Origin of the sequence: Cryobacterium sandaracinum, assembly GCF_004403415.1 — a bacterium.
GTDB classification, from domain to species: domain Bacteria; phylum Actinomycetota; class Actinomycetes; order Actinomycetales; family Microbacteriaceae; genus Cryobacterium; species Cryobacterium sandaracinum.
In genome coordinates this window covers 23,915-43,876 of the sequence record NZ_SOGO01000042.1, presented here as the reverse complement: position 1 = coordinate 43,876, position 19,962 = coordinate 23,915, and the positions used below count along the sequence as shown (strand labels likewise).

Sequence of the window (19,962 nt, the reverse complement as noted above, 5' to 3'; positions counted from 1 at the left end):
GGTTCCCGGCTCCCCGGGCACTGGCCTGCCGACGCCGCGAACGAATTCGACGGAGATTTTGACGAAAATCGACCTATTTCCTGTGAAATGCGGTCACTATCGCGAAATCACCGTCGAATTGGTTATTGCCAGAGCGACGGACGAGGGGCCGGGGCCGGGGCCAGGGCTAGAAACGAGGGAGGGCCCCCGACGATGTGCCGTGGCCCTCCCCGCGGAAGCGAACTAGTCGTTCGGCTCCAGGAACTCGGTGGTGTGCGCGATCGTCGGGATCGAGGACGTGATGACGGTGCCGTCGGCCCGTCGCCCGCCCTCGACCAAGGTCCGAGAGGGTGCTCCCGGGTCGCGCGGGCCCTGGTGGGTCAGCGCGACCGTGATGGGCAGGCCCATCCGCACGATGACGGAAACACCGCGCACGGACAGCATGACGTCGACGCCCTCCTCGATCGTGAGGTTGACCTCGCTCTGCCGCACGTCCACGCGCAGCCGGGTTCCCCGGAGCGTGACGCGGAAGGTCAGCGCCTCCCAGGTCTCAGGCAGTCGCGGGTCGAGGGTGATCTTGCCGCCGTGGTCGCGCATGCCGCCGAAGCCGTAGACGAGCGCGCTCCAGACACCGCCGGCGGATGCCACGTGAACGCCGTCCGCCGCGTTGTGGTGCAGATCGGCGAGGTCGACGAACAGGCCCGAGGTGAAGTATTTGAGCGCCAGCTCGTGGTAGCCGACCTCGGCCGCGATGATCGACTGCACGACGTCGGACAGCGTCGAGTCACCCGTGGTGATCGGGTCGTAGTAGTCGAAGTCGGCACGTTTCTGCTCCGGCGTGAACTGGTCACCCTGCAGCAGGAGGGCGAGCACGACATCCGCCTGCTTGAGCACCTGGAAGCGGTAGATCACGAGGGGGTGGTAGTGCAGCAGCAGCGGGCGGTTGGCGGGCGGCGTCTGCGAGAGGTCCCAACGTTCCTTCTCCAGGAACTGCGCGTCCTGCGGGTGGATGCCCAGGGTCTTGTCAAAGGGGATGTGCATTGCTTCCGCGGCGAACGACCACTCGATGATCTCGGCCTCACCGAGTCCGAGGCGGGCGACCATGAAGTCGTAGGAGGCGATGTCGACCTCGCGCAGTCTGCGCACACTGGTGACCGCGTCCCGCAGGTTCGAGCGGGCCATGATGTTCGTGTAGAGGTTGTCGTTGACGACGGTCGTGTACTCGTCGGGCCCGGTAACGCCGTGAATGTGGAAGACGTCGTTGCCGTTGCCGCGCCAGAAGCCGAGGTCGGCCCACATGCGCGCCGTCTCCACCAGGATGTCGATGGCCTCGCGGGAGAGGAAGTCCTCATCGCCGGTGGCCGACACGTACTGGGTCAGCGCATAGGAGATGTCAGCGTCGATGTGATACTGCGCGGTGCCGGCGGCGTAGTACGCGGACGACTCCAGGCCGTTGATCGTGCGCCACGGGAACAGCGCGCCCAGCTGGTTCAGTTCGGTGGCGCGCATCCTGGCGTGCTCGAGCATCGCGTGCCGGAACCGCAGCGCGTTGCGCGCGGCGTTCGGTGACGTGTAGGTCAGGAAGGGGAGCACGTACACTTCCGTGTCCCAGAAATAGTGACCGCCGTAGCCGGATCCGGACACGCCCTTCGCGGACACGCCCTGGCCGTCGGCTCGCATGGACGCCTGCGCGAGCTGGAAGAAGTTCCAGCGGGTGGCCTGCTGGAGGGCAGGCTGGCCGGCGAGTTCGACATCCGTGCGCGCCCAGAAGGCGGTGAGCCAGTCGCGCTGCTCGGCGACGTACTGCTCGGTTCCGGCTGCGACGGCGCGGTCGAGCGTGCGGTCGCACCGGTCGGCGAGCTCGTGCGTGGGCACGCCGGTGGAGGTGTGGTAGCTGAGGGTCTTGGTCAGTCGGATGGACTGGCCCTGCTTGGCCTTGATGCGGTAGACGTGCTTGGCGAGGTCGTCGCCGATGTGCGAGGCCTCGTCGTACTCATTGAGCGTCTCAAGCTGGTGGTCGGCGGCGCAGGCGATGGTCATGCCCGAGTTCGTGCAGCGGAAGCCGAGGATGTAGCGGCCCTCGGATGCCCGTTTGAAGCGGGGGCGCAGCACCCGGTCGGTGAACGACTCGGCCCTACGCGGGTCGAAGTCCTTGCCGTTGGTGGGCTTCGGGGCGTCGTACTCGCCGATGCCGTCCTGGCGGTTGAGGATCTGGCTGGAGATAACGACCGACGCGTCGGCGTCCAGCATGGTGACCTCGTACTCGAGGATTGCGAGGTGGCGTTCCGTGAACGACACCAGGCGGCGCGACTGGATCAGCACGCGCTTGCCCGAGGGCGTGCGCCATTCGAGGGATCGGGAGAGGATGCCGCCGGCGAAGTCGAGGCGGCGCTCATAGCTGAGCAGATCCGCGAGGGTCAGGACGAGCGGCTCGTCGTCGACGTAAATGCGAATGATCTTGGCATCCGGCGCGTTGACGATCGTCTGCCCGACGCGTGCGAAGCCGAAGGCCTCTTCCGCGTGCCGGATCTGCCAGGTCTCGTGGAACCCGTTGATGAACGTGCCGTGGGCGTGGCCGTCCCGGCCCTCGTCCACGTTGCCGCGCAGGCCGAGGTACCCGTTGCCGATGGCGAACAGCGTCTCGGTGCGTCCCATGTCGTCACCCGAGAAGTCCTTCTCGACCAGGGCCCACTCGTCGATCGGAAATCGGTTGCGGTCGAGCGGGTCGTTCGTGTCGGTGATCCGGTTCATTCTCCGGCCTCCGTTTCGACGTTGGGGAGCAGCTCGTGCAGGTCGGTAACGACGACGTCGGCCCCGGCGTCGAGCAGGGTCTGCGTGCCCACGCCGCGGTCCACTCCGAGCACGAGGCCGAAGTTGCCGGCGCGGCCGGCCTGGATGCCCGAGTGCGCGTCTTCGACGACGACGCACTGGGCCGCATCGAGGCCGAGGAGTGCCGCGCCGAGCTCATAGGTGTCGGGGGCCGGCTTGCCGGCCAGGCCACGCTCGGCCGAGAGCAGGCCGTCGACGACGATTTCGAAGCGTCCGCGAATGCCGGCTGCCGCGAGGGTCTTCTCCCCGTTGCGCGAGCTGGTGACGACGGCCACGGCGAGGCCGGCGGCCACGACGTAGTCGAGGAACTCGATCGATCCCGGGTAGGGCGTGACGCCGCTTTCGGCGAGGGTCTCGTTGAAGGCCTCGTTCTTGCGGTTGCCGAGGCCGCAGACGGTGTTGCGCTCCGGGGCGTCCGTCGGGTCGCCGTCGGGCAGCTGGATGCCCCGGGAGGCGAGCAGCGACCGCACGCCGTCATAGCGGGGCTTGCCATCGATGTACTGGAAGTAGTCGGCCTCGCTGTAGGCGGGGCTCACTCCCTGGTCCTCGAGAAAGCGGGTGAACAGGCGCGACCAGGCGGCCATGTGAACATCGGCGGTGGGCGTGAGCACCCCGTCGAGGTCGAAGAGTACACCGCGCATGGACAGGAGCCGGGCGCGCGTTTCCGCGCGCGACAGGGGGAATCGCGTAGAAGTCATAACTGATGCCTTGCTTGGTAGGTCCTGAGACAGTGGGAGGTCTGATCGAAGCGGTCAAATGATCACGATCTCGATCGGGGGATCGACGTGATGTGCGCCAACGCGGCGAGGAATGCGATTGACGACGCTGCGGACCAGGGCTAGGACTGCATACGCCTGAATACTCCCCCCGATCCTATGCCCCCGAAGGCGTTGCGCCGATTTCTCCGGTTGCGCGGCCCTGATCCCCCGGTCTCCGGCGCGCCCGGAAAATCGGCCGATACTATTGGCAGGATGAACCAAGAACGGAGCGCGCTCTCGGCCGCACCCGCGTCCGCGAATCGATCGCGCTCCGCGCGGCTGGCGGGCCGGCGTTTCCGACAGCTCTTCTCGGTCACGGTCGCGGTTCTCGTCCTGCTGGTGGCGGGCCTCGCGATGGCCAACTTCAGCCAGGGTCCCCGCCTGGCCTCCGCCGAGATCAACCTCGACGCCGCCGTCACGCGTGGCAACGCGCGCCTGCTGCTCACCGCGAACCAGCCGCTGGCCGAGGTCCAAGCCGGCCAAGTGGCGGTATCCCCGGCTACAGAGGTCTCCGCCCGTGTCGCCGACCGCGCCCTGACGGTGGAGTTCGCCGGCATCCTGCGCTACAACACCGTCTATACGGTGACGGTGACGGATGTCGCGAGCATCACCCAGGACGCCACCGCCACCCTGGAATACGAGTTCACGACCCCGGACGTCGACATCTATGCGCTGCAGCGCGACAGCCGGGTGGATGACGCCGGCGCGAAGCGGCCCGACACCGTGCGCCGAACGACCCTGCAGGGCCGGGGCGACGGAGACATCGTGTTCAGCGCCCCGCGCATCCAGCAGTATGTCGCCCTGGAGAACCACCTCGCCGCCGTCACGCTCGCCGAAGACGACACGGCCACCCTCGAGGTGGTCTCGTTCGGGGGCGGGGACAACGTGCAGGTGCCCGTGCCGGGCGCGGGCGTGATCGAGAACCTGGCGGCCTCCCCGTCGAAAACCCTGATCGCGTACACCTTCACCAGCGCCCCGGAGACGGCGGGGCGCCGCTACGACCGCACCCCCTTCGTCTACGACCTGACCGAGTCCTCGGGCCTCCCGGCCGAGGTCACCGGGGTGGACGGCCTGCCGATGACGGTGATGGACCTGCGCTTCGTGCCGGACAGCACCTCTCTCGTCGTGCAGAACGCCGGGCAGACTCTGTTCCTGATCGACATGCTCGGCGACGCCGTGCTGACCCCGTTGGGCGAGCACGACGAGATGCGCGGATTCGTTCCCGGCACCCGCGCGCTCGTCGTCGCCGACCCCGACCAAGGCTCGACGATCGACCTCGCCGACGGTGCCGTGACCACACTCGACCTCGCGCCCAGCCTGCTCGAAGCGAGCGCCTACCCCGGCAAGCTCGTACTCCTCACCGAGCAGGGGCGCTACGCCCGCCTGTTTCTGCAGGAGACCGGCGACAGCAACCAGCTGACTTACCTGATCGCCGTCACCGACGCCGCCGACTCGAGCGTCGCGTTCACTCCCGCGTCGGACGCGTCGCGCGTGCGGGACTTCTGCGTCTCGCCGAACGGCCAGTACCTCGCGGTGGAGACGATCCCGGCGGCCGGCCTCGGCGACGACTACCCGACCCTGCCCGCGTTCTCGGGCATGACGACCACCCTGGTAGACCTCGACCGCGGCACCAGCAGCCGTAGCGTGTCCGGTTTTCTCCCTGATTGGTGCGGCTAACCGAGGGATACCCCCGCCAACCTCCTGCCGATGGCTTCCTGTCCCGAGCGCAACCGAGTCGAAACAGGACAAGATATACCCATGAGTCAGACCATCGACGCGCGGCCCTTCACCGCGCGCCGGAGGCCCGGCCGCGGCCTCTCCGTCGGCCTCGTCATCATCGGGCTAGTGATCCTGCTGCGCGTGTTTGCGCCGTCGGCCCCTGCCGACACCCTGGCGGACACCTTCCGCGACTTCGTCACCCTGTCGATCAGCGTGGTGATCGAGTCGCTGCCGTTCGTCTTCCTCGGCATCGTGCTGTCGATCGTGGTGCAGACCTGGCTGCCGGAGGGGTTCCTGCTGCGGCGCCTGCCGAAGAACCCGGTCGCCCGGCGGGTCGTACTCTCGCTGCTGGGCATGCTGCTGCCGGTTTGCGAGTGCGGCAATGTGCCTCTGGCGCGCGGCCTGATCGCCAAGGGGCTGACGGTCGGCGAATCGATGACGTTCCTCTTCGCGGCCCCGATCCTCAACCCGGTGACCATCATCACCACCCAGCAGGCCTTCGGTTGGGACAGTGGTATCCTGGTCTGGCGCATCGCCGGCGGATTCCTGATCGCCAACCTGATCGGCTACATCTACAGCCGGCACCCGAAACCCGAGTCCCTGCTCGCTCCCCGGTTTCAGGATGCCTGTGCACTCGGCGACCACCATGACGCGGCCGACGGGAAGATCAAGCGCAGCGCCGGCCTGTTCACGAAGGAGACCAGCGCGATGTTGCCGGCGCTCTTTATCGGCGCCGGACTGGCCGGGCTGATCCAGACCGCCGTCTCTCGCGAGGTGCTCGTGACGCTCGGCAGCCACCCGGTCTGGTCCGTGCTGGCGCTGATGGCCCTGGCCTTCGTGGTTTCGATCTGCTCCAACGTCGACGCCTTCTTCGTCCTCTCGTTCGGTGCGACGTTCATGCCCGGTGCCATCGTGGCCTTCCTGGTCTTCGGCCCGATGATCGACATCAAGATGCTGGCCCTGCTGCGCACGACCTTCACGGCCAAGACCCTGATGCAGCTCACCCTGATTGTGGCTCTCTGCTCCGCGGTTCTCGGATTGGCGATCAACTATGTCGTTTAGACGGCTCCTGCGGCGCTGGCGGGCGCGCTTCTCAGCATCGTGGGCATTGTGGCCACGGTCTACCTGGGGGTCAGCGGGCAGCTCGGGCTCTACATCCACCCCCGGTACTTCGTGTTCACCATGGTGATGGCCGTGATCGCCGCCGCGCTGGTCGTGGCCGCATTCGCTCTCCTGCCCGCAGCCGAAGACGAGCACGAGCACGAGCTGCCTGAGGACGACGGAGGACGCTGGGCGTGGCTCTGGCCGGCCGGCAGCATCCTGATCATCGTCGCGGCCACCGTGGGCCTCCTGGTGTTGCCGCCGGCGACCCTGACCACGGCCACGGTCGCCAAGCGCGACCTGAACGGCTCGACCTCGCTCATCACGCAGAAAGAGGCGAGCGACCTCGTCGGCGGCGACTACTCGACCTTCACCGTGCGGGACTGGTCCTCGCTGCTGCGCCAAGGCGCCGGCGAGGACTTCTTCGCCGACAAGACCGCGACCGTGACCGGGTTCGTCACGCCCGACACGAGCGACCCCGAGAACGTGTTCTTCGTGGCCCGCTTCGTCGTGTCCTGCTGCGCGGTCGACGCGCAGCCGGTCGGCATCCCCGTCTACTACCCCGGCTGGCAGGACGAATTCCCGACCGACAGCTGGGTTGCCATCGAGAGCGGTTTCAACACCAACCCGAGCATCCGCAGCGATGAGACCATCGCCCTTGTTCCGAGCGAGATCACGCCCACGGACCAGCCCGCCCAGCCGTACGTCTACTGACGCCGGCAAGCTGATCGGGCCGCTCTGACGCCCGGTGCCCGCTGCATCCGTCGCTACGCAAACTCGGAGAAATTGCCGAAACGCCGGCTGGGAGGCCCGGAGTGCGCCGAGCTGCGTGGCACGTTCCCGGGTGATTCGGGCGCCGCCCGCGGGGCTCGGCGAGCTCGACCCCCGATCAGGCGGCCGAGGCATCCTTGGGGTCGGTGGCGGCGTCATCCGTGCCGAAGTGGTTGCTGCCCGCGGTCACGCCGGCGAGCCGCAGCCAGGTGTCGACCACGGTGTCGGGGTTCAGCGACACGGAGTCGATGCCCTCGGCGACGAGCCACTCGGCAAAGTCCGGGTGGTCGCTGGGGCCTTGACCGCAAATGCCCACATACTTGCCGCGGGCCTTGCAGGCCGCGATCGCCATGCTGAGCAGTTTCTTCACGGCCGGGTCGCGCTCGTCGAAGCCGCCGGCGACGATCGCCGAGTCGCGGTCGAGGCCGAGCGCCAGCTGCGTCATGTCGTTGGAGCCGATGGAGAACCCGTCGAAGTAGTCCAGGAACTCGTCGGCGAGCAGCGCATTGGCCGGCAGCTCGCACATCATGACGATCTCAAGGCCGTTCTCCCCACGGCGCAGCCCGTTCTCTGCGAGCAGTTCAATAACGCCCGCGGCCTCGTCCAGGGTGCGCACGAAGGGGATCATCAGCTTGACGTTGGTCAGCCCCATCTCGTTTCGCACGAATGAGAGCGCCTCGCATTCGAGGTCGAAGCAGTCCCGGAACGAGGGCTCGAGGTAGCGGGACGCCCCGCGGAACCCGAGCATCGGGTTCTCTTCGTGCGGCTCGTAGGCCGGTCCGCCGATGAGGTTGGCGTACTCGTTGGACTTGAAATCGCTCATCCGCACGATCACGGTCTCCGGCGCGAAGGCGGCCGCGATCGTGGACACGCCCTCGGCCAGGCGCTTGATGTAGTAGTCGCGCGGATTGCCGTAGGCGGCGATGCGGGTGTTGATCTCGCGGGCCACGTCGGCGGGCTGGTCGGCCAGGTTGAGCAAGGCCTTGGGGTGGATGCCGATCTGACGGTTGATGATGAATTCGAGCCGGGCGAGACCCACGCCGTGGTTGGGCAGCTGGGCGAACGTGAACGCCTGCTCCGGGGTGCCGACATTCATCATGACCTTCACCGGGGCCGGCGGCAGGGTGGTGAGCGCGGTCTCCTCGATGCCGAAGTCGAGCAGCCCTTCGTAGATCAGGCCCGCCTCACCCTCGGCGCAGGACACCGTGACTTCGAGGCCGTCGGAGAGGATGTCGGTGGCGGTCCCGGTGCCGACGACCGCGGGAATGCCGAGTTCGCGGGCGATGATCGCGGCATGGCAGGTGCGGCCGCCGCGGTTGGTCACGATGGCGCTGGCGCGCTTCATGATCGGTTCCCAGTCGGGGTCGGTCATGTCCGCGACGAGCACGTCGCCGGTGGCAAAGCTCGCCATCTGGTCGATGGACGAGAGGATGCGCACGCTTCCGGCGCCGATCCGCTGGCCGATGGCGCGGCCCTCGACCAGGATCTTACCGGTCTCGTTCATCTTGAACCGGCTCTGGGACACCGCGGTCGCTCGCGACTGAACCGTCTCCGGGCGGGCCTGCAGGATGTAGATGCCGCCGTCGATGCCGTCTTTGCCCCACTCGATGTCCATCGGGCGTCCGTAGTGCGCCTCGATCGAGAGGGCGTAGCGGGCCAGCTCCTCCACGTCGGCATCGGTGATGCTGAACAGGTTGCGCAGGTCGACGTCCACGGGAACAAAGTCGATCGTGCGGCCGATTTCACGGTTCTTCGTGAAGGTCATCTGCAGCGCCTTCTCGCCGAGGGTGCGCTTGAGGATGGCGGGACGGCCGGCCTCGAGTGCCGGCTTGTAGACGTAGAACTCGTCGGGGTTGACGGCGCCCTGCACGACGGCCTCGCCCAGACCGTAGGAGGAGGTGATGAAGACCGCGTCGCGGAAGCCGGATTCGGTGTCCATCGTGAACATGACCCCGGAGGAGCCGATGTCCGAGCGCACCATGCGCTGGATCCCGGCCGACAGCGCCACCTCGGCGTGCTCGAAATCGTGGTGCACCCGGTAGGCGATCGCCCGGTCGTTGTAGAGGGAGGCGAAGACATCTTTGATGGCCGGCAGGATGTTCTCGATTCCGCGCACATTCAGGAACGTCTCCTGCTGACCGGCGAAGGACGCATCCGGAAGGTCCTCGGCGGTGGCGCTGGAACGCACCGCCCAGGAAATGTCGTCGGAGCCGCCGTGCTTCAGGACCAGGGCCGCGTAGGCGGCCCGGATCTGGGACTCGAACTCGGGCAGGAAGGGCGTGTCACGCATCAGGCCGCGGATTTCCTTGCCGGCCGCTGCCAGCGCGGTGACGTCGTCGATGTCGAGGCCCCGCAGGCGCTCGATGATCCGCTGGTCCAAACCGGAATCGGACAGGAACCGGCGGTAGGAGTCCGCGGTGGTGGCGAATCCGTCGGGCACCTTGACGCCGGCCGACGTCAGATTCTGCACCATTTCGCCCAGGGAAGCGTTCTTGCCGCCCACCCGGTCCAGGTCCGTGAGTCCGATTTCGGAAAACCAGAGGATGTCTGTCGTCATGTGTTCTGCTCCCTTGCAGTGTGCGACCAGAGGTGAGGCCACGAGGTGAGGAGGCTCACCTCATGGATAAGCGACCTATTCCCATAGTGACAGGTCTATCCGGCCTGAGCGCAATTTGTTTACTTGATTGACATGTTCACTTGTCTGCGTTTTGAATGTGAGTCAGCGCTTGAGGTTCATTTGCTGCAGAATCATGGCCGACATCTCCTCCACGGACATGCTCGCCGAGTTGAGGAATGGGATTCCGTGGGAGGCATAGAGTCGCTCCGCACTGCGCAGCTCGAACCCGCACTGCCGCAGAGACGCGTAGGGCGAACCTTCCCGGCGCTGGGTGCGCACCTGGCTCAGGCGCAGGGGATTGGTGGTGAGCCCGAAGCACTTGTCCACGAACGGTCGCAGTGGCTTGGGGAGACCCTCCCGCTCGAAGTCCTCGTCGACGAGAGGAAAGTTCGCCGCGAAGATGCCGTGCTGCAGCGCCAGGTACATCGTGGTGGGGGTCTTGCCGCAGCGCGACGGGGCCACCAGGATCAGCTGCGCCTTCTCGAGCGCTCGCAGGCTCTGGCCGTCATCGTGCTCCATCGCGTATTCGACGGCCGTCATGCGGGACTGATAGCGGGCGGCGTTGCCGAGGCCGTGGGCGCGCCCTGGTTCGTTGCTGGCCTGCGTCGCCAGGGTCTCCTCGAGCTCGCCGAGATAGGTTCCGAGCAGGTCGATCAGGGTGGCCGTGCAGGTGCCGAGGGTGCGGCGGATGTCGCTGGTCACGGCCGTGGAGAATACGATCGGCTTCTGGCCGCGCTCCACCAGAGCGTCGATCAGGTCGACCACGGCCTGGGCCTGGTCCACATTCAGGATGAACGGGATCGTCGTGCGGTCGAACTCCACGGTGGGGAACTGGGACAGGAGGGTGCTCCCGAGCGTTTCCGCCGTGATTCCGGTGCTATCCGAGAGAAAGAAAACCGGGCATGGATCGTCAGTGGCCATACCTCATTGTGTACCTCCCGGCAGGCTCGGCGCGGATCGGTGCGCGCGTACTGAGCGCCGCAGTCGATTCCGCGAGTTGCCGTCGTCGCATCGTGCGCAGCAGACTTGAGTCTGGGGTTGCGACTGATTCGTCCGCCCGGTAGCTAAGGAACCCACCATGACTGAACCGAATGATGCACGCGTCGGCCTCTACATCGACTTCGACAACATCGTCGTCTCTCGTTATCAGCAACTACACGGACGAAATGCCTTCCAGCGCGATGGCATCCGTAATTTCGACAGATCGAGCGCGGATGCCGAGCCCGAGGTTGCCGCGAAGCTGAACGCCGCGACGGTCGACTTCAACGCGATCATTGATTTCGCCGCGTCGTTCGGCACGCTGGTTGTCAATCGCGCGTACGCCGACTGGTCCGTGCCCGTGAATGCGAGCTACCAACGCCAGCTCATGTCCCGAGCGGTTGACCTCACCCAGCTCTTCACCACGACCACGCGGGGAACGAAGAACGGGGCGGACATCCGTCTTGCCGTCGACGTGGTCGAAGACCTCTTCCGGCTGCCCGACCTCACCCACGTCATCATCGTCGCCGGTGACTCGGATTACATCGCCCTCGCCCAGAAGTCGAAACGTCTCGGTCGCTTCGTGGTGGGCATCGGAGTGGCCGGGTCGACCAGCACCTCCCTCGCGGCTGCGTGCGACGAATTCGAAGACTATGACTCTCTCCCCGGCATAGCGAAGGTCGCCGCCGCCGCGCCCGCCCCCGTGGCGCTCGTGCAGAAGCCCCCGTCGGGCAGGAAGGCCGCAGAACCCGCGACCATGCCACCCAAGACGGTGCCCGTCAAAGCCCGCACCCTGACGACGATCCCGATGTTCTCGCACACCACAAGTTCGCAATTCGACGAGCCGGAGCCGGAACCGGCCGAGGACATCGACCCTCAGACAATCGCGTCGGAGCTCCTCGTGCGTGCCCTGCAGATCGGGCACGCAAAGGGCGACGACGACGAGTGGCTGAACACCGGCACGGTAAAGAACCAGATGCGCCGGATGGACCCCTCGTTCAACGAAAAACCGCTCGGCTTCCGTTCCTTCACCGACTTCCTCTCCTCGCGCAGCGAGGTGGCCGAGCTGCAGGAAGATGGCCCGCATCGGCTCATCCGTCTGCGCCCGGAGGCGAACGCCGGACGCTGAGTCGGTCCGTGCGGTCCGGCGCCGAGCAGGAGCAACGCGTGGTGTGTCAGAACCAGGTTCCGTCGAACACAGACAGCGGTGTGATCTGAGCCCGTGAGCGTTTCGACCGAGACGAAGGCTGCTTTCAAGACGACCGAATTCATCGCCTGAATGCTGATTCTCGTCGCGCGTTCATCGCTTCCGCCATGGTCGATAACGGGGACGACGGGCAGGGTTTCGGGGCCAGCTCCGCCTGGCTGTCCGCCACGCTCCTCACCATCGGTTACATGATTAGCCGCGGCCCGGCCAAATCGGGAAGCCGTGAGAACTACGACCGTGACGAGCGCGACAACCGCCGCTAACTGACTCGGTGCACGGACCGGATCTGCCCTTGACGCGGCGTCCGTACAGGAGGCCCCCTACGCTTCGCGCAATGGGCCTTCTGCTCCGTGCAGGGCGCTGGAGCGTCCCGAACAACACCCGCCGTGGCTTCGGGGCCAGGGATATCGCCGATGTCGGCGACGGTGAAGAAGAGGAGGCACGTCGTTTTCCCGTTCCGCAGCTGCCGGAAGTGGGCAGCAAGGGAACTGTGGAAAAAAACGGGGACGCAGAGGCAACAGCGAAGGACTTCGATGCCATGATGGGCGACATCGACGTGGGACTCGGACAATAATCATGGGCGAATTTGTCTACGGAAATCCCGCTGTCATCGTCGAGTTCGATGATCGGGGTCTCGCAGCTCAAGATCGTCATCCTCGCCAAGGTGCGTCGAGGGGAGAGCTTCTCTTTCTCCTGGGAGTACACGGCGGCGGCTGGCAGCGGCCACAGCTCCATCTGGATCCACCCCACCATCCCGTTGCAGTTCAACTTTCAAGGCAGCAAAGAACCTCTCCTGAACCGGGCAAGGGTGGAGTAACTCGTCCGCATCTCGAACACACCCGCCGGTCTGCGCGTCACCCCAGAGCCGCCCCAACCGGGGGAAGTGCGACTCTGATTCTCAGAGCGGTCGCGAGAGCCGATCGGCCGTGATTTGTTCAAGGAAGTTCGCAGACCGCCACGAAAAAGCCCCGGCTTCACCGCGCCTGGGGGGAGGCGAGGAATCTGCCGGGGCCGATTCGTTTGGAGTGGGGGAACTCCATTGACCACGGTACGGCGGACGGGCTGAATTTCGGCTGGACGAGCCCCCATGTCGGAACAAAACCGGCCGGTCGCCGCGGAACCGGGCATCGACCGCGTGTTCGCCGACGCAGGCCGACGGGGGCATCGCCGTCGGAACCGGGACGGGGGTCGCGATCGCCTCCGATGGGTCATCCTCGCCAGCGACGACCCGCGCCCGGAAAACAGCGCTCTTTCGGTGGTCTCCCGGCGGGCATAAAATCTCGGCATGTCTGCTGACCCGGATGACTATCGTCAGGCCCTGGAGCGAGCGAAAGCCCATGCCCTGGACTGGCTCTCCTCCCTGCCCACCCGGCTTGTGGGGCCACGCGTCGACGCCGACACCCTCGCCGCGGGCTTCGCAGCGCCGCTGCCGCTGCAGCCGACGGACCCGGCGGAGGTGATCGACGAGCTGGCCCGGCTGGCCGAACCGGGGCTGATGGCGATGACGTCCGGCCGCTTTTTCGGCTGGGTGATCGGCGGCACGTTGCCGGCAGCCCTGGCAGCCGACTGGCTGGTCAGCGCGTGGGACCAGAACGCCGGCATGCGCTTCGCGACCCCGGCCACGGCCGCCGCCGAGGAGGCCGCCGGCGGCTGGATCCTCGATCTGCTGGGTCTGCCGGACGGCGCCGACGTGGGCTTCACCACCGGGGCCACCATGGCGAACTTCGTAGGTTTGGCGGCCGGACGCGATCATGTGCTCGGCGGCGCCGGCTGGGACGTCGCGATCGCCGGTCTGGCCGGGGCGCCCCGCGTCGCCGTCTACGTGGGCGATGAGCGCCACGCGGTGATTGACCTGGCCCTGCGCTACCTGGGACTCGGCGCCCCCATTGTCGTCCCGGCCGACGACCAGGGCCGCATGCTCCCCGAGGCCCTGGCGGCCGCGCTCAACCAGGGCACTGGCCCCGCGATCGTCTGCCTTCAGGCCGGCAATGTGCACTCCGGCGCCTTCGACCCGGTCGGTGAACTCACCGACCTCGCCCACCAGCATGGTGCCTGGGTGCACGTCGACGGCGCCTTCGGCCTCTGGGCCGCAGTGAGCCCGCGCTACCGCGAGCAGCTGGCAGGCCTCGACACCGCCGATTCCTGGGCCACCGACGCGCACAAGACACTCCAAGTGCCCTACGACTGTGGCATGGCCATCGTGGCCAGGCCCGCCGAGCTGCGGTCCACCTTCGGGGTGCACACGAGCTACCTGTTCGCCGACGAGACCGGTCCGGGTGACCCCTACGAAAAGGTGCCCGAGCTGTCGCGCCGGGCGCGCGGTGTTCCGGTCTGGGCGGCTCTGCGCTCCCTGGGCCGATCGGGCACCGTGATGCTGGTGGAGCGGCTGGCCGATCACGCCCGGGCCATCGCCGACGGACTGGGTCGCATCACCGGCGCCGAGGTGCTCAACGACGTGGTCTTCACCCAGGTCTGCGTCAGCTTCGGCGACGACGAGCGCACCCGACGGGTGACGGAAGAACTACTCAAGGAGGGAACCGCCTGGATGTCGGGTTCGCGTTGGCAGGACCGGGATGTGCTGCGGGTCTCCGTGAGCAACTGGTCGACGGATGCGGACGACGTCGCCGCATCCGTGGCTGCCGTCGAACGGGCCTGCGCGGCGGTCGCGCGCAACCGTCCGACGGAATATGAGAAGGCATGAATACGGCCGTGGTCCGGGCTGATTCCAGGGCTGGCCCGGGCCCGGTCCGGGCGGCGATTCGTGCTCCGATCGGCGGCCGCCACCGACGGCCCGCGAGAGGCCGCTGGAGACGACGGTCGTAGGATCGAAGTAACAAGGATTGCCACAGGTTGCCGGTTGCCCCGGATTCACCGGCAACTGGAGGTATGTCGAATGCTCGCTCAACCACGGGTCGTCATCGTCGGCGGCGGAATCAGCGGATTGGCGACAGCACACTACCTGCACCGCCGGCTTGGCGACGGGGTGCGTCTCACTCTGGTTGAGGGTGGGGCGCGGTTGGGAGGCAAGATCTCCACTGAGCAATTCGGCGGGCACCTCGTTGACGTCGGACCTGACGCGCTGATGGTGCGGGCACCCGTGGTGGCAGCCCTCATCGAGGATCTCGGGGTCAGCGACCTCGTCGTGGCCCCCGCCGGGTCCGGCGCACGCATCTGGTCGCGCGGTAAGCTGCGACGGCTCCCGGCCGGCACCCTCTTCGGCATCCCCGATCGGCTGCTGCCCCTGATGAAATCCCGACTGCTGTCGCCGCTCGGTCTTGCCCGTGCTGCCCTGGACCTCGTGAAGGCGGCCCCGGCGGGATTGCCAGACGACCCCACAATCGCCGAAATCGTTCGCCCGAGGATGGGCGGGCAGGTGTTCGATCGCCTCGTCGATCCGCTGCTCGGAGGTGTGCATGCCGGCAGGGCCGACGAGCTCAGCGCTCGGAGCACCGCGCCTGACATCGACGCTCTCGCCCGCGGCAATCGCAGCCTCTACCTCGGACTGCGGCGCCGACGCCGGAATGCCCCACCCAAGCCCGCCGGAGCAGGAGGTGCGGTCCTCGTCACCCTCCGTGGGGGACTCGCCCGGTTGATCGACGCACTGGCCGTCCACGTCGTGGGCGACGATGTGCGCCTCGGTACGGCGGTCGTCTCCGTGTCGCGCGGCACCGCCGGCTATGAGGTGAAACTGAGCGATGGCACGGTGCTCGAGGCCGACGCGGTGGTGCTCGCCACTCCCGCGTTCGCTGCGGCGGACATGGTGCGCAAGGAAGCCCCCGACCTGGCCGCCGCGCTGGCGGGTATTCCCTACGTCGATGTTGCCACGATCTGCCTGGCCTATCCGCGCTCCGCCGTCGCCCACAACCTCGTCGGCACGGGCTTCCTGGTGCCGCCGGAGGAAGGCAAACTCATTGTCGGCTGCACCTGGTCCAGCGCCAAGTGGCCGCACCTCGCCGATGACACAACCATGATCATCCGCTGCATGGTGGGCAGGCGCCGCGACCAGCGCTGGATGGACCTCGATGAGGACACCCTGGTCAGCCAGGTGCACGCCGAACTCGTCGAGGCCATGGGTCTGACCGGGCGCCCGACCGAGCAGCACATCGAGCGCTGGCTGCAGGCGATGCCGCAGTACATCGTCGGCCATCAGGGCCGGCTCGCCGCCGCGGAGGTGGCTCTGGGTCGGCTGCCGGGGCTCTACCTGACCGGTTCCGCCTACCGGGGGGTCGGGCTGGCCAGCTGCGTGGCCGATGCCGAGCGCACCGTCGACAAGCTCGCGCAGCTTCTGACCGATGCGCGTCCCGCGAGCGAGGTGCCCGCATGAGCGGGCTCAGCATCCCCCTCGGCGAGACCGCCGTGTTGCCGACCCTGCCGACCGCCCGCCGTGGAAAGGGCCCGGACTACGCGCAGCGCCCGATGCTGGTGTTCTGGGAAACCACCCGCGCCTGCCCGCTTGCCTGCAAACACTGCCGGGCCAGTGCCACGATGCAAGCCCTACCGGGCGAGCTGACCACGGCAGCGGGCAAAGACCTGATTGACCAGGTGGCCGGATTCGGCCGGCCGTACCCGATCCTGGTGCTCACCGGCGGCGACTGCCTGATGCGCCCTGACCTGTTCGAACTCGTCGACTACGCCACCGGCCTTGGACTGCCGACGGCGCTGTCCCCGTCGGTCACGCCGAGTCTCACTCCGCAGATGATCGAACGGATCGTGGCGAGCGGGGTCAAGGCGGTGTCGATCAGCCTTGACGGCGCCGTCGCCGCGACCCATGAGGGCGTGCGCGGGATCCCGGGCCACTTCGACGACACCATGGCGGCGATCCGGGCTCTCGCCACGGCGGGGTTGACCGTCCAGGTCAACACGACCGTCATGCGCGCCAATGTCGACGAGCTCGCAGATGTCGCGGCCCTGATCAAGAACGCCGGCGCCGCTATCTGGGAGGTCTTCTTCCTCGTCCAGGTCGGCCGCGGCGTCTCGACCGAGGCCGTCAGCCCAGCGGAGCACGAAGACATCTGCCACTTCCTCTTCGACGCCTCCCAGCACGGCTTCATCGTGCGCACGGTCGAGGCACCCTTTTTCCGGCGAATCGTCGCCCGCCGACGCGCCGGTGACCCTGCACCGATGAGCGCACCGTACAACACCCTGTCCGCGAGGCTGGAAGCCCTGATGGGGCCGCCCGCGGGCCTGCCACGGGCGCAGACCGCGTCGACCCGCGACGGCAAGGGCATCGTCTTCGTGGCCTACGACGGCGAGGTCTACCCGGCCGGGTTCCTGCCACTCGGCCTCGGGAACGTGTGCACGACCCCGCTGGCCGAGATCTATCGGGACAACCCGCTACTCAAACAGATCCGGGCCACGGAGTTCACCGGCCGCTGCGGCAGCTGTGAGTACGCGGACCTGTGCGGGGGCTCCCGAGCCCGCGCGTTCGCGTCGAGCGGCGATCCGCTGGGGGAAGACCCGGCCTGCCCGTTCCAGCCCGGCGCGGCCGGCGCCCACGTCGGTGCCTGAGTCCCAGCCAGTGGATGGCCTCGTGCCCGCGCCTTCCGCGGAGCCAGCCGGGTACGACGCCGTGGTCCTCCTCGGCTTCGGAGGCCCCGAGGGCCAGGACGACGTCATCCCGTTCCTACGGAACGTCACCCGGGGCCGCGGAGTTCCGGAGGCACGCCTCGAAACCGTGGCCGCCCACTACCGCTCCTCGGGTGGTGTGAGCCCGGTCAACGCCCAAAACCGGGCGCTCCGTGACGCGCTCCAAACCGAACTGGCCGCCCGAGACACCTTCGTGCCGGTGTACTGGGGGAACCGCAATTGGGCTCCGTACCTGCGAGACGCCGTGACTGCGGCCGTCGACGCCGGCCACACCCGATTGCTCGCGCTCACGACGAGCGCGTACAGCTCCTACTCGAGCTGCCGGCAGTACCGGGAAGACCTGGCCGAGGCGCGGTGCGCCACCGGGCTCGGCGACGCCGTGCGCATCGACGCGGTTCGCCCCTACTTCGACCATCCCGGCTTCGTCGCCCCGTTCGTGCTCGGCGTCTGCTCCGCCCTCGCCGACTTCGCGCGGCAGGGCCTGGCCCCGGACGACGTTCACGTGCTCTTCACAACCCACTCCATCCCGATGGCGGATGCCGAGCAGAGTGGCCCACGCGAGCGATCCTTCGGTGCCGGCGGGGCCTACGAGGCGCAGCACCGGGCCGTCGCGGAGGTGGTGATGGCCGCCGTTTCAGCGGCGGCGGACGACGACACAGTGGCCGACGCCACCCCGGCCTGGTCTCTGGCATTCCAGTCGCGGTCGGGTCCGCCCGAAATGCCTTGGCTCGAACCTGACGTCAACGACGTCATCGTCGTGCTCGCCGCGGCCGGCACGCGGGCCGTCGTCGTGGTGCCGATCGGATTCATCTCCGACCACATGGAGGTCTCCTGGGACCTCGACACGGAGGCGGCGGCCACTGCCGCCGCGCACGACTTGGGGTTTACCCGGGTGTCGACCCCCGGCCTGCACCCGGCGTTCGTGGCGGGGCTCGTCGACCTGTTGCTTGAGCGACTGACGCCGGCAACGACCCCGGAACGCTGCGCGCTCACCGCGCTCGGACCATGGACGGATGCGTGCCCGGTGGGATGCTGCGAAAAGGGGCCGGCCCGGAGGCCGGGGGTGGAACCCTCATCCCCAGCAGGAAATCCCGCGGCCAGGGAGGTCCTTTATCGGGGGAGGCGCACCGCTGACGCCCGCGCAACTGGCCGAACGGATGGCCGCCATCCGCGGGTGACCCCGGCCTCCCACCGATTGGGTACGCTCGGCGATAGGGCTCAAGAAGGCTAACGAAGGACCAACCGTGACCCACCCGTATCCGTTGTATGTGGCCATCCGGGCGCAGTGCTTCTGCTGCCAGTCGCTGCAGCCGTTCACGTTCACCTCGGCGACCGACCAGGTGGTCTGCGCATCCTGCCTGCACCACCTGGGGGCGGAAAAGGCCACCCGCCGGGACGCGGAGCACATCAAGCTGTGGGTCGGGCAATACGCCGACCAGCAGGAGAACCACCGGCAGTTCACCGAGAAGTCGGCGGGGGCGGATGCCGAGCAGCAGGCGGTGATCGACGGGCTCACGGCCCAGGTGGTGGAGCTGCGCGGCGTCGTGGCCGGCGAGTCCGACCGCACGAAGAGCGCCGGGGTGCGCGCGCTCCTCGAGAGTGACCTGGTGCGGCGCGCCGAGCGGAAGACCGAGCTCGCGCACCGTCAGCTCGACTGGGCTATGGCCGTGCTCTGGCGGATCGGGCAGCTGCACCACGCCGTGGAGGGCATGCCGCTGGCCTGCGTCTGCGGGCGCGCCGCCGCGGCTTGCGCGGAAGGTCGGGCGATCGATCCGCAGCGGCAGGCCGTGCTCGACTGGGAGCGGAAGAACCTCCTGCTGCTGCGCGCCGGCTCCCGGCACGCCCTGCCCGACGACCACCCCGAGGTGCGGGCCTCAAAACGACAGCCGTGAGAGGTGCGGGCCGCCAACCCCTCAAACGTGTCGGTGCACCGGCGAGCGGACGGCGGGGGCCTACGCTGGAAAAATGGAACCCCTCAACACCCTGCACATTGTCTCCGGCGTCTTCATCGTCGGGCCCATGGCCATCCTCCCCATGACCGCCATGCGCTCCATGCGTGCCGGGGAAGCCGGCCAGGTGGCCTCACTGGCGAAGTCCACCAATCTCTTCACTCTGCTGTCGCTGCTGGTGGTGTTCCTCGGTTTCGGCGCGGTGGGCTTCAGGGACAACGCCTCCCTTGCGTCGACCTGGATCTGGCTGTCGATCGTGCTCTACGCGGTGGCCCTCGTACTCAGCCTGTTCCTGGTGGTTCCGGCCATGAAGTCGGTCTCAGAGCTCCTCGCCGAGCAGTCCGCCAGCGGTACCCGGGTCGCCGGCGCCAAGGTCGCCGGTTACTCGCGCGTGGCCATGGGCTCGGGCATCGTCTCGCTGCTCCTGGTGGTCGTGGTCGTGCTGATGGTGGTCAAGCCGGTCTAGCC

17 protein-coding genes are annotated in these 19,962 nt (G+C 67.7%); 13 read left to right on the top strand and 4 right to left on the bottom strand.

What is annotated here, in order from left to right:
• Positions 1–222: 222 nt before the first annotated feature.
• The gene (locus E3T25_RS15420; RefSeq protein WP_104100610.1) at positions 223–2,730 is read right to left on the bottom strand and encodes a glycoside hydrolase family 65 protein; all 2,508 of its coding nucleotides are present in this window, start codon (positions 2,728–2,730) and stop codon (positions 223–225) included.
• On the bottom strand, positions 2,727–3,506 hold the full coding sequence (locus tag E3T25_RS15415) for an HAD family hydrolase (protein ID WP_166785114.1): 780 nt from the start codon (positions 3,504–3,506) through the stop codon (positions 2,727–2,729). Before E3T25_RS15415 ends, E3T25_RS15420 begins: the two co-directional genes overlap by 4 nt.
• Before the next feature lie 273 nt (positions 3,507–3,779).
• Here E3T25_RS15415 and E3T25_RS15410 point away from each other — a divergent pair, with 273 nt between their 5' ends.
• The 3 genes from E3T25_RS15410 (at position 3,780) to E3T25_RS15400 (ending at position 7,100) form a co-directional block, all read left to right on the top strand.
• Positions 3,780–5,243 carry a WD40 repeat domain-containing protein gene (locus E3T25_RS15410; RefSeq protein ID WP_134375243.1) on the top strand — a complete coding sequence of 488 codons (1,464 nt, stop codon included), beginning with the start codon at positions 3,780–3,782 and terminating at the stop codon, positions 5,241–5,243.
• An 81-nt stretch (positions 5,244–5,324) separates the two neighbouring features.
• On the top strand, positions 5,325–6,347 hold the full coding sequence (locus tag E3T25_RS15405; protein WP_134375241.1) for a permease: 1,023 nt from the start codon (positions 5,325–5,327) through the stop codon (positions 6,345–6,347).
• A gap of 39 nt (positions 6,348–6,386) precedes the next feature.
• Positions 6,387–7,100 carry a TIGR03943 family putative permease subunit gene (locus tag E3T25_RS15400; protein WP_241980916.1) on the top strand — a complete coding sequence of 238 codons (714 nt, stop codon included), beginning with the start codon at positions 6,387–6,389 and terminating at the stop codon, positions 7,098–7,100.
• 175 nt (positions 7,101–7,275) lie between these two features.
• Here the strand turns inward: E3T25_RS15400 and ppsA are convergent, their stop codons facing one another.
• Complete coding sequence (gene ppsA, locus E3T25_RS15395; protein ID WP_134375237.1) at positions 7,276–9,714, bottom strand: phosphoenolpyruvate synthase; 2,439 nt, start codon at positions 9,712–9,714, stop codon at positions 7,276–7,278.
• Between the two features lie 162 nt (positions 9,715–9,876).
• Positions 9,877–10,695: a pyruvate, water dikinase regulatory protein gene (locus tag E3T25_RS15390; RefSeq protein ID WP_104194700.1), complete on the bottom strand. Its 819-nt coding sequence runs from the start codon at positions 10,693–10,695 to the stop codon at positions 9,877–9,879.
• Positions 10,696–10,852: 157 nt separating this feature from the next.
• Here E3T25_RS15390 and E3T25_RS15385 point away from each other — a divergent pair, with 157 nt between their 5' ends.
• The 10 genes from E3T25_RS15385 (at position 10,853) to E3T25_RS15345 (ending at position 19,960) form a co-directional block, all read left to right on the top strand.
• Complete coding sequence (locus tag E3T25_RS15385; protein WP_134375235.1) at positions 10,853–11,881, top strand: NYN domain-containing protein; 1,029 nt, start codon at positions 10,853–10,855, stop codon at positions 11,879–11,881.
• Positions 11,882–12,066: 185 nt separating this feature from the next.
• Positions 12,067–12,222 (top strand): hypothetical protein, encoded by a 156-nt coding sequence (locus tag E3T25_RS16940; RefSeq protein ID WP_166786027.1) that lies wholly within the window; start codon positions 12,067–12,069, stop codon positions 12,220–12,222.
• Between the two features lie 71 nt (positions 12,223–12,293).
• Positions 12,294–12,533, top strand: coding sequence for a hypothetical protein (locus E3T25_RS15380; RefSeq protein ID WP_134375233.1), 240 nt, complete (start codon positions 12,294–12,296; stop codon positions 12,531–12,533).
• Between the two features lie 12 nt (positions 12,534–12,545).
• Entirely contained in the window at positions 12,546–12,776 is a 231-nt protein-coding gene (locus tag E3T25_RS15375) for a DUF7882 family protein (protein ID WP_134375231.1), read from the top strand.
• A 468-nt stretch (positions 12,777–13,244) separates the two neighbouring features.
• Positions 13,245–14,660: a pyridoxal phosphate-dependent decarboxylase family protein gene (locus E3T25_RS15370; protein WP_134375229.1), complete on the top strand. Its 1,416-nt coding sequence runs from the start codon at positions 13,245–13,247 to the stop codon at positions 14,658–14,660.
• A gap of 192 nt (positions 14,661–14,852) precedes the next feature.
• Entirely contained in the window at positions 14,853–16,283 is a 1,431-nt protein-coding gene (gene hemG / locus E3T25_RS15365) for a protoporphyrinogen oxidase (RefSeq protein WP_134375227.1), read from the top strand.
• Positions 16,280–17,467, top strand: a complete 1,188-nt coding sequence (locus tag E3T25_RS15360; protein ID WP_134375225.1) for a TIGR04053 family radical SAM/SPASM domain-containing protein — start codon at positions 16,280–16,282, stop codon at positions 17,465–17,467. Before hemG ends, E3T25_RS15360 begins: the two co-directional genes overlap by 4 nt.
• Before the next feature lie 22 nt (positions 17,468–17,489).
• The gene (locus E3T25_RS15355; protein WP_241980915.1) at positions 17,490–18,776 is read left to right on the top strand and encodes a ferrochelatase; all 1,287 of its coding nucleotides are present in this window, start codon (positions 17,490–17,492) and stop codon (positions 18,774–18,776) included.
• Between the two features lie 13 nt (positions 18,777–18,789).
• Positions 18,790–19,437, top strand: coding sequence for a hypothetical protein (locus E3T25_RS15350; protein ID WP_134375221.1), 648 nt, complete (start codon positions 18,790–18,792; stop codon positions 19,435–19,437).
• Positions 19,438–19,510: 73 nt separating this feature from the next.
• A complete protein-coding gene (locus tag E3T25_RS15345) occupies positions 19,511–19,960 on the top strand; it encodes a DUF2269 family protein (protein ID WP_104194695.1) in 450 nt (149 codons plus the stop codon).
• Positions 19,961–19,962: the final 2 nt, after the last annotated feature.

Coding starts and splice junctions, on each gene's coding strand:
- E3T25_RS15390 (WP_104194700.1), bottom strand. CDS start 10,695: ATGGCCACTGACGATCCATGCCCGGTTTTCTTTCTCTCGGATAGCACC.
- E3T25_RS15415 (WP_166785114.1), bottom strand. CDS start 3,506: ATGACTTCTACGCGATTCCCCCTGTCGCGCGCGGAAACGCGCGCCCGG.
- hemG (WP_134375227.1), top strand. CDS start 14,853: ATGCTCGCTCAACCACGGGTCGTCATCGTCGGCGGCGGAATCAGCGGA.
- E3T25_RS16940 (WP_166786027.1), top strand. CDS start 12,067: ATGGTCGATAACGGGGACGACGGGCAGGGTTTCGGGGCCAGCTCCGCC.
- E3T25_RS15370 (WP_134375229.1), top strand. CDS start 13,245: ATGTCTGCTGACCCGGATGACTATCGTCAGGCCCTGGAGCGAGCGAAA.
- E3T25_RS15405 (WP_134375241.1), top strand. CDS start 5,325: ATGAGTCAGACCATCGACGCGCGGCCCTTCACCGCGCGCCGGAGGCCC.
- E3T25_RS15345 (WP_104194695.1), top strand. CDS start 19,511: ATGGAACCCCTCAACACCCTGCACATTGTCTCCGGCGTCTTCATCGTC.
- E3T25_RS15385 (WP_134375235.1), top strand. CDS start 10,853: ATGACTGAACCGAATGATGCACGCGTCGGCCTCTACATCGACTTCGAC.
- E3T25_RS15380 (WP_134375233.1), top strand. CDS start 12,294: ATGGGCCTTCTGCTCCGTGCAGGGCGCTGGAGCGTCCCGAACAACACC.
- E3T25_RS15410 (WP_134375243.1), top strand. CDS start 3,780: ATGAACCAAGAACGGAGCGCGCTCTCGGCCGCACCCGCGTCCGCGAAT.
- ppsA (WP_134375237.1), bottom strand. CDS start 9,714: ATGACGACAGACATCCTCTGGTTTTCCGAAATCGGACTCACGGACCTG.
- E3T25_RS15420 (WP_104100610.1), bottom strand. CDS start 2,730: ATGAACCGGATCACCGACACGAACGACCCGCTCGACCGCAACCGATTT.
- E3T25_RS15360 (WP_134375225.1), top strand. CDS start 16,280: ATGAGCGGGCTCAGCATCCCCCTCGGCGAGACCGCCGTGTTGCCGACC.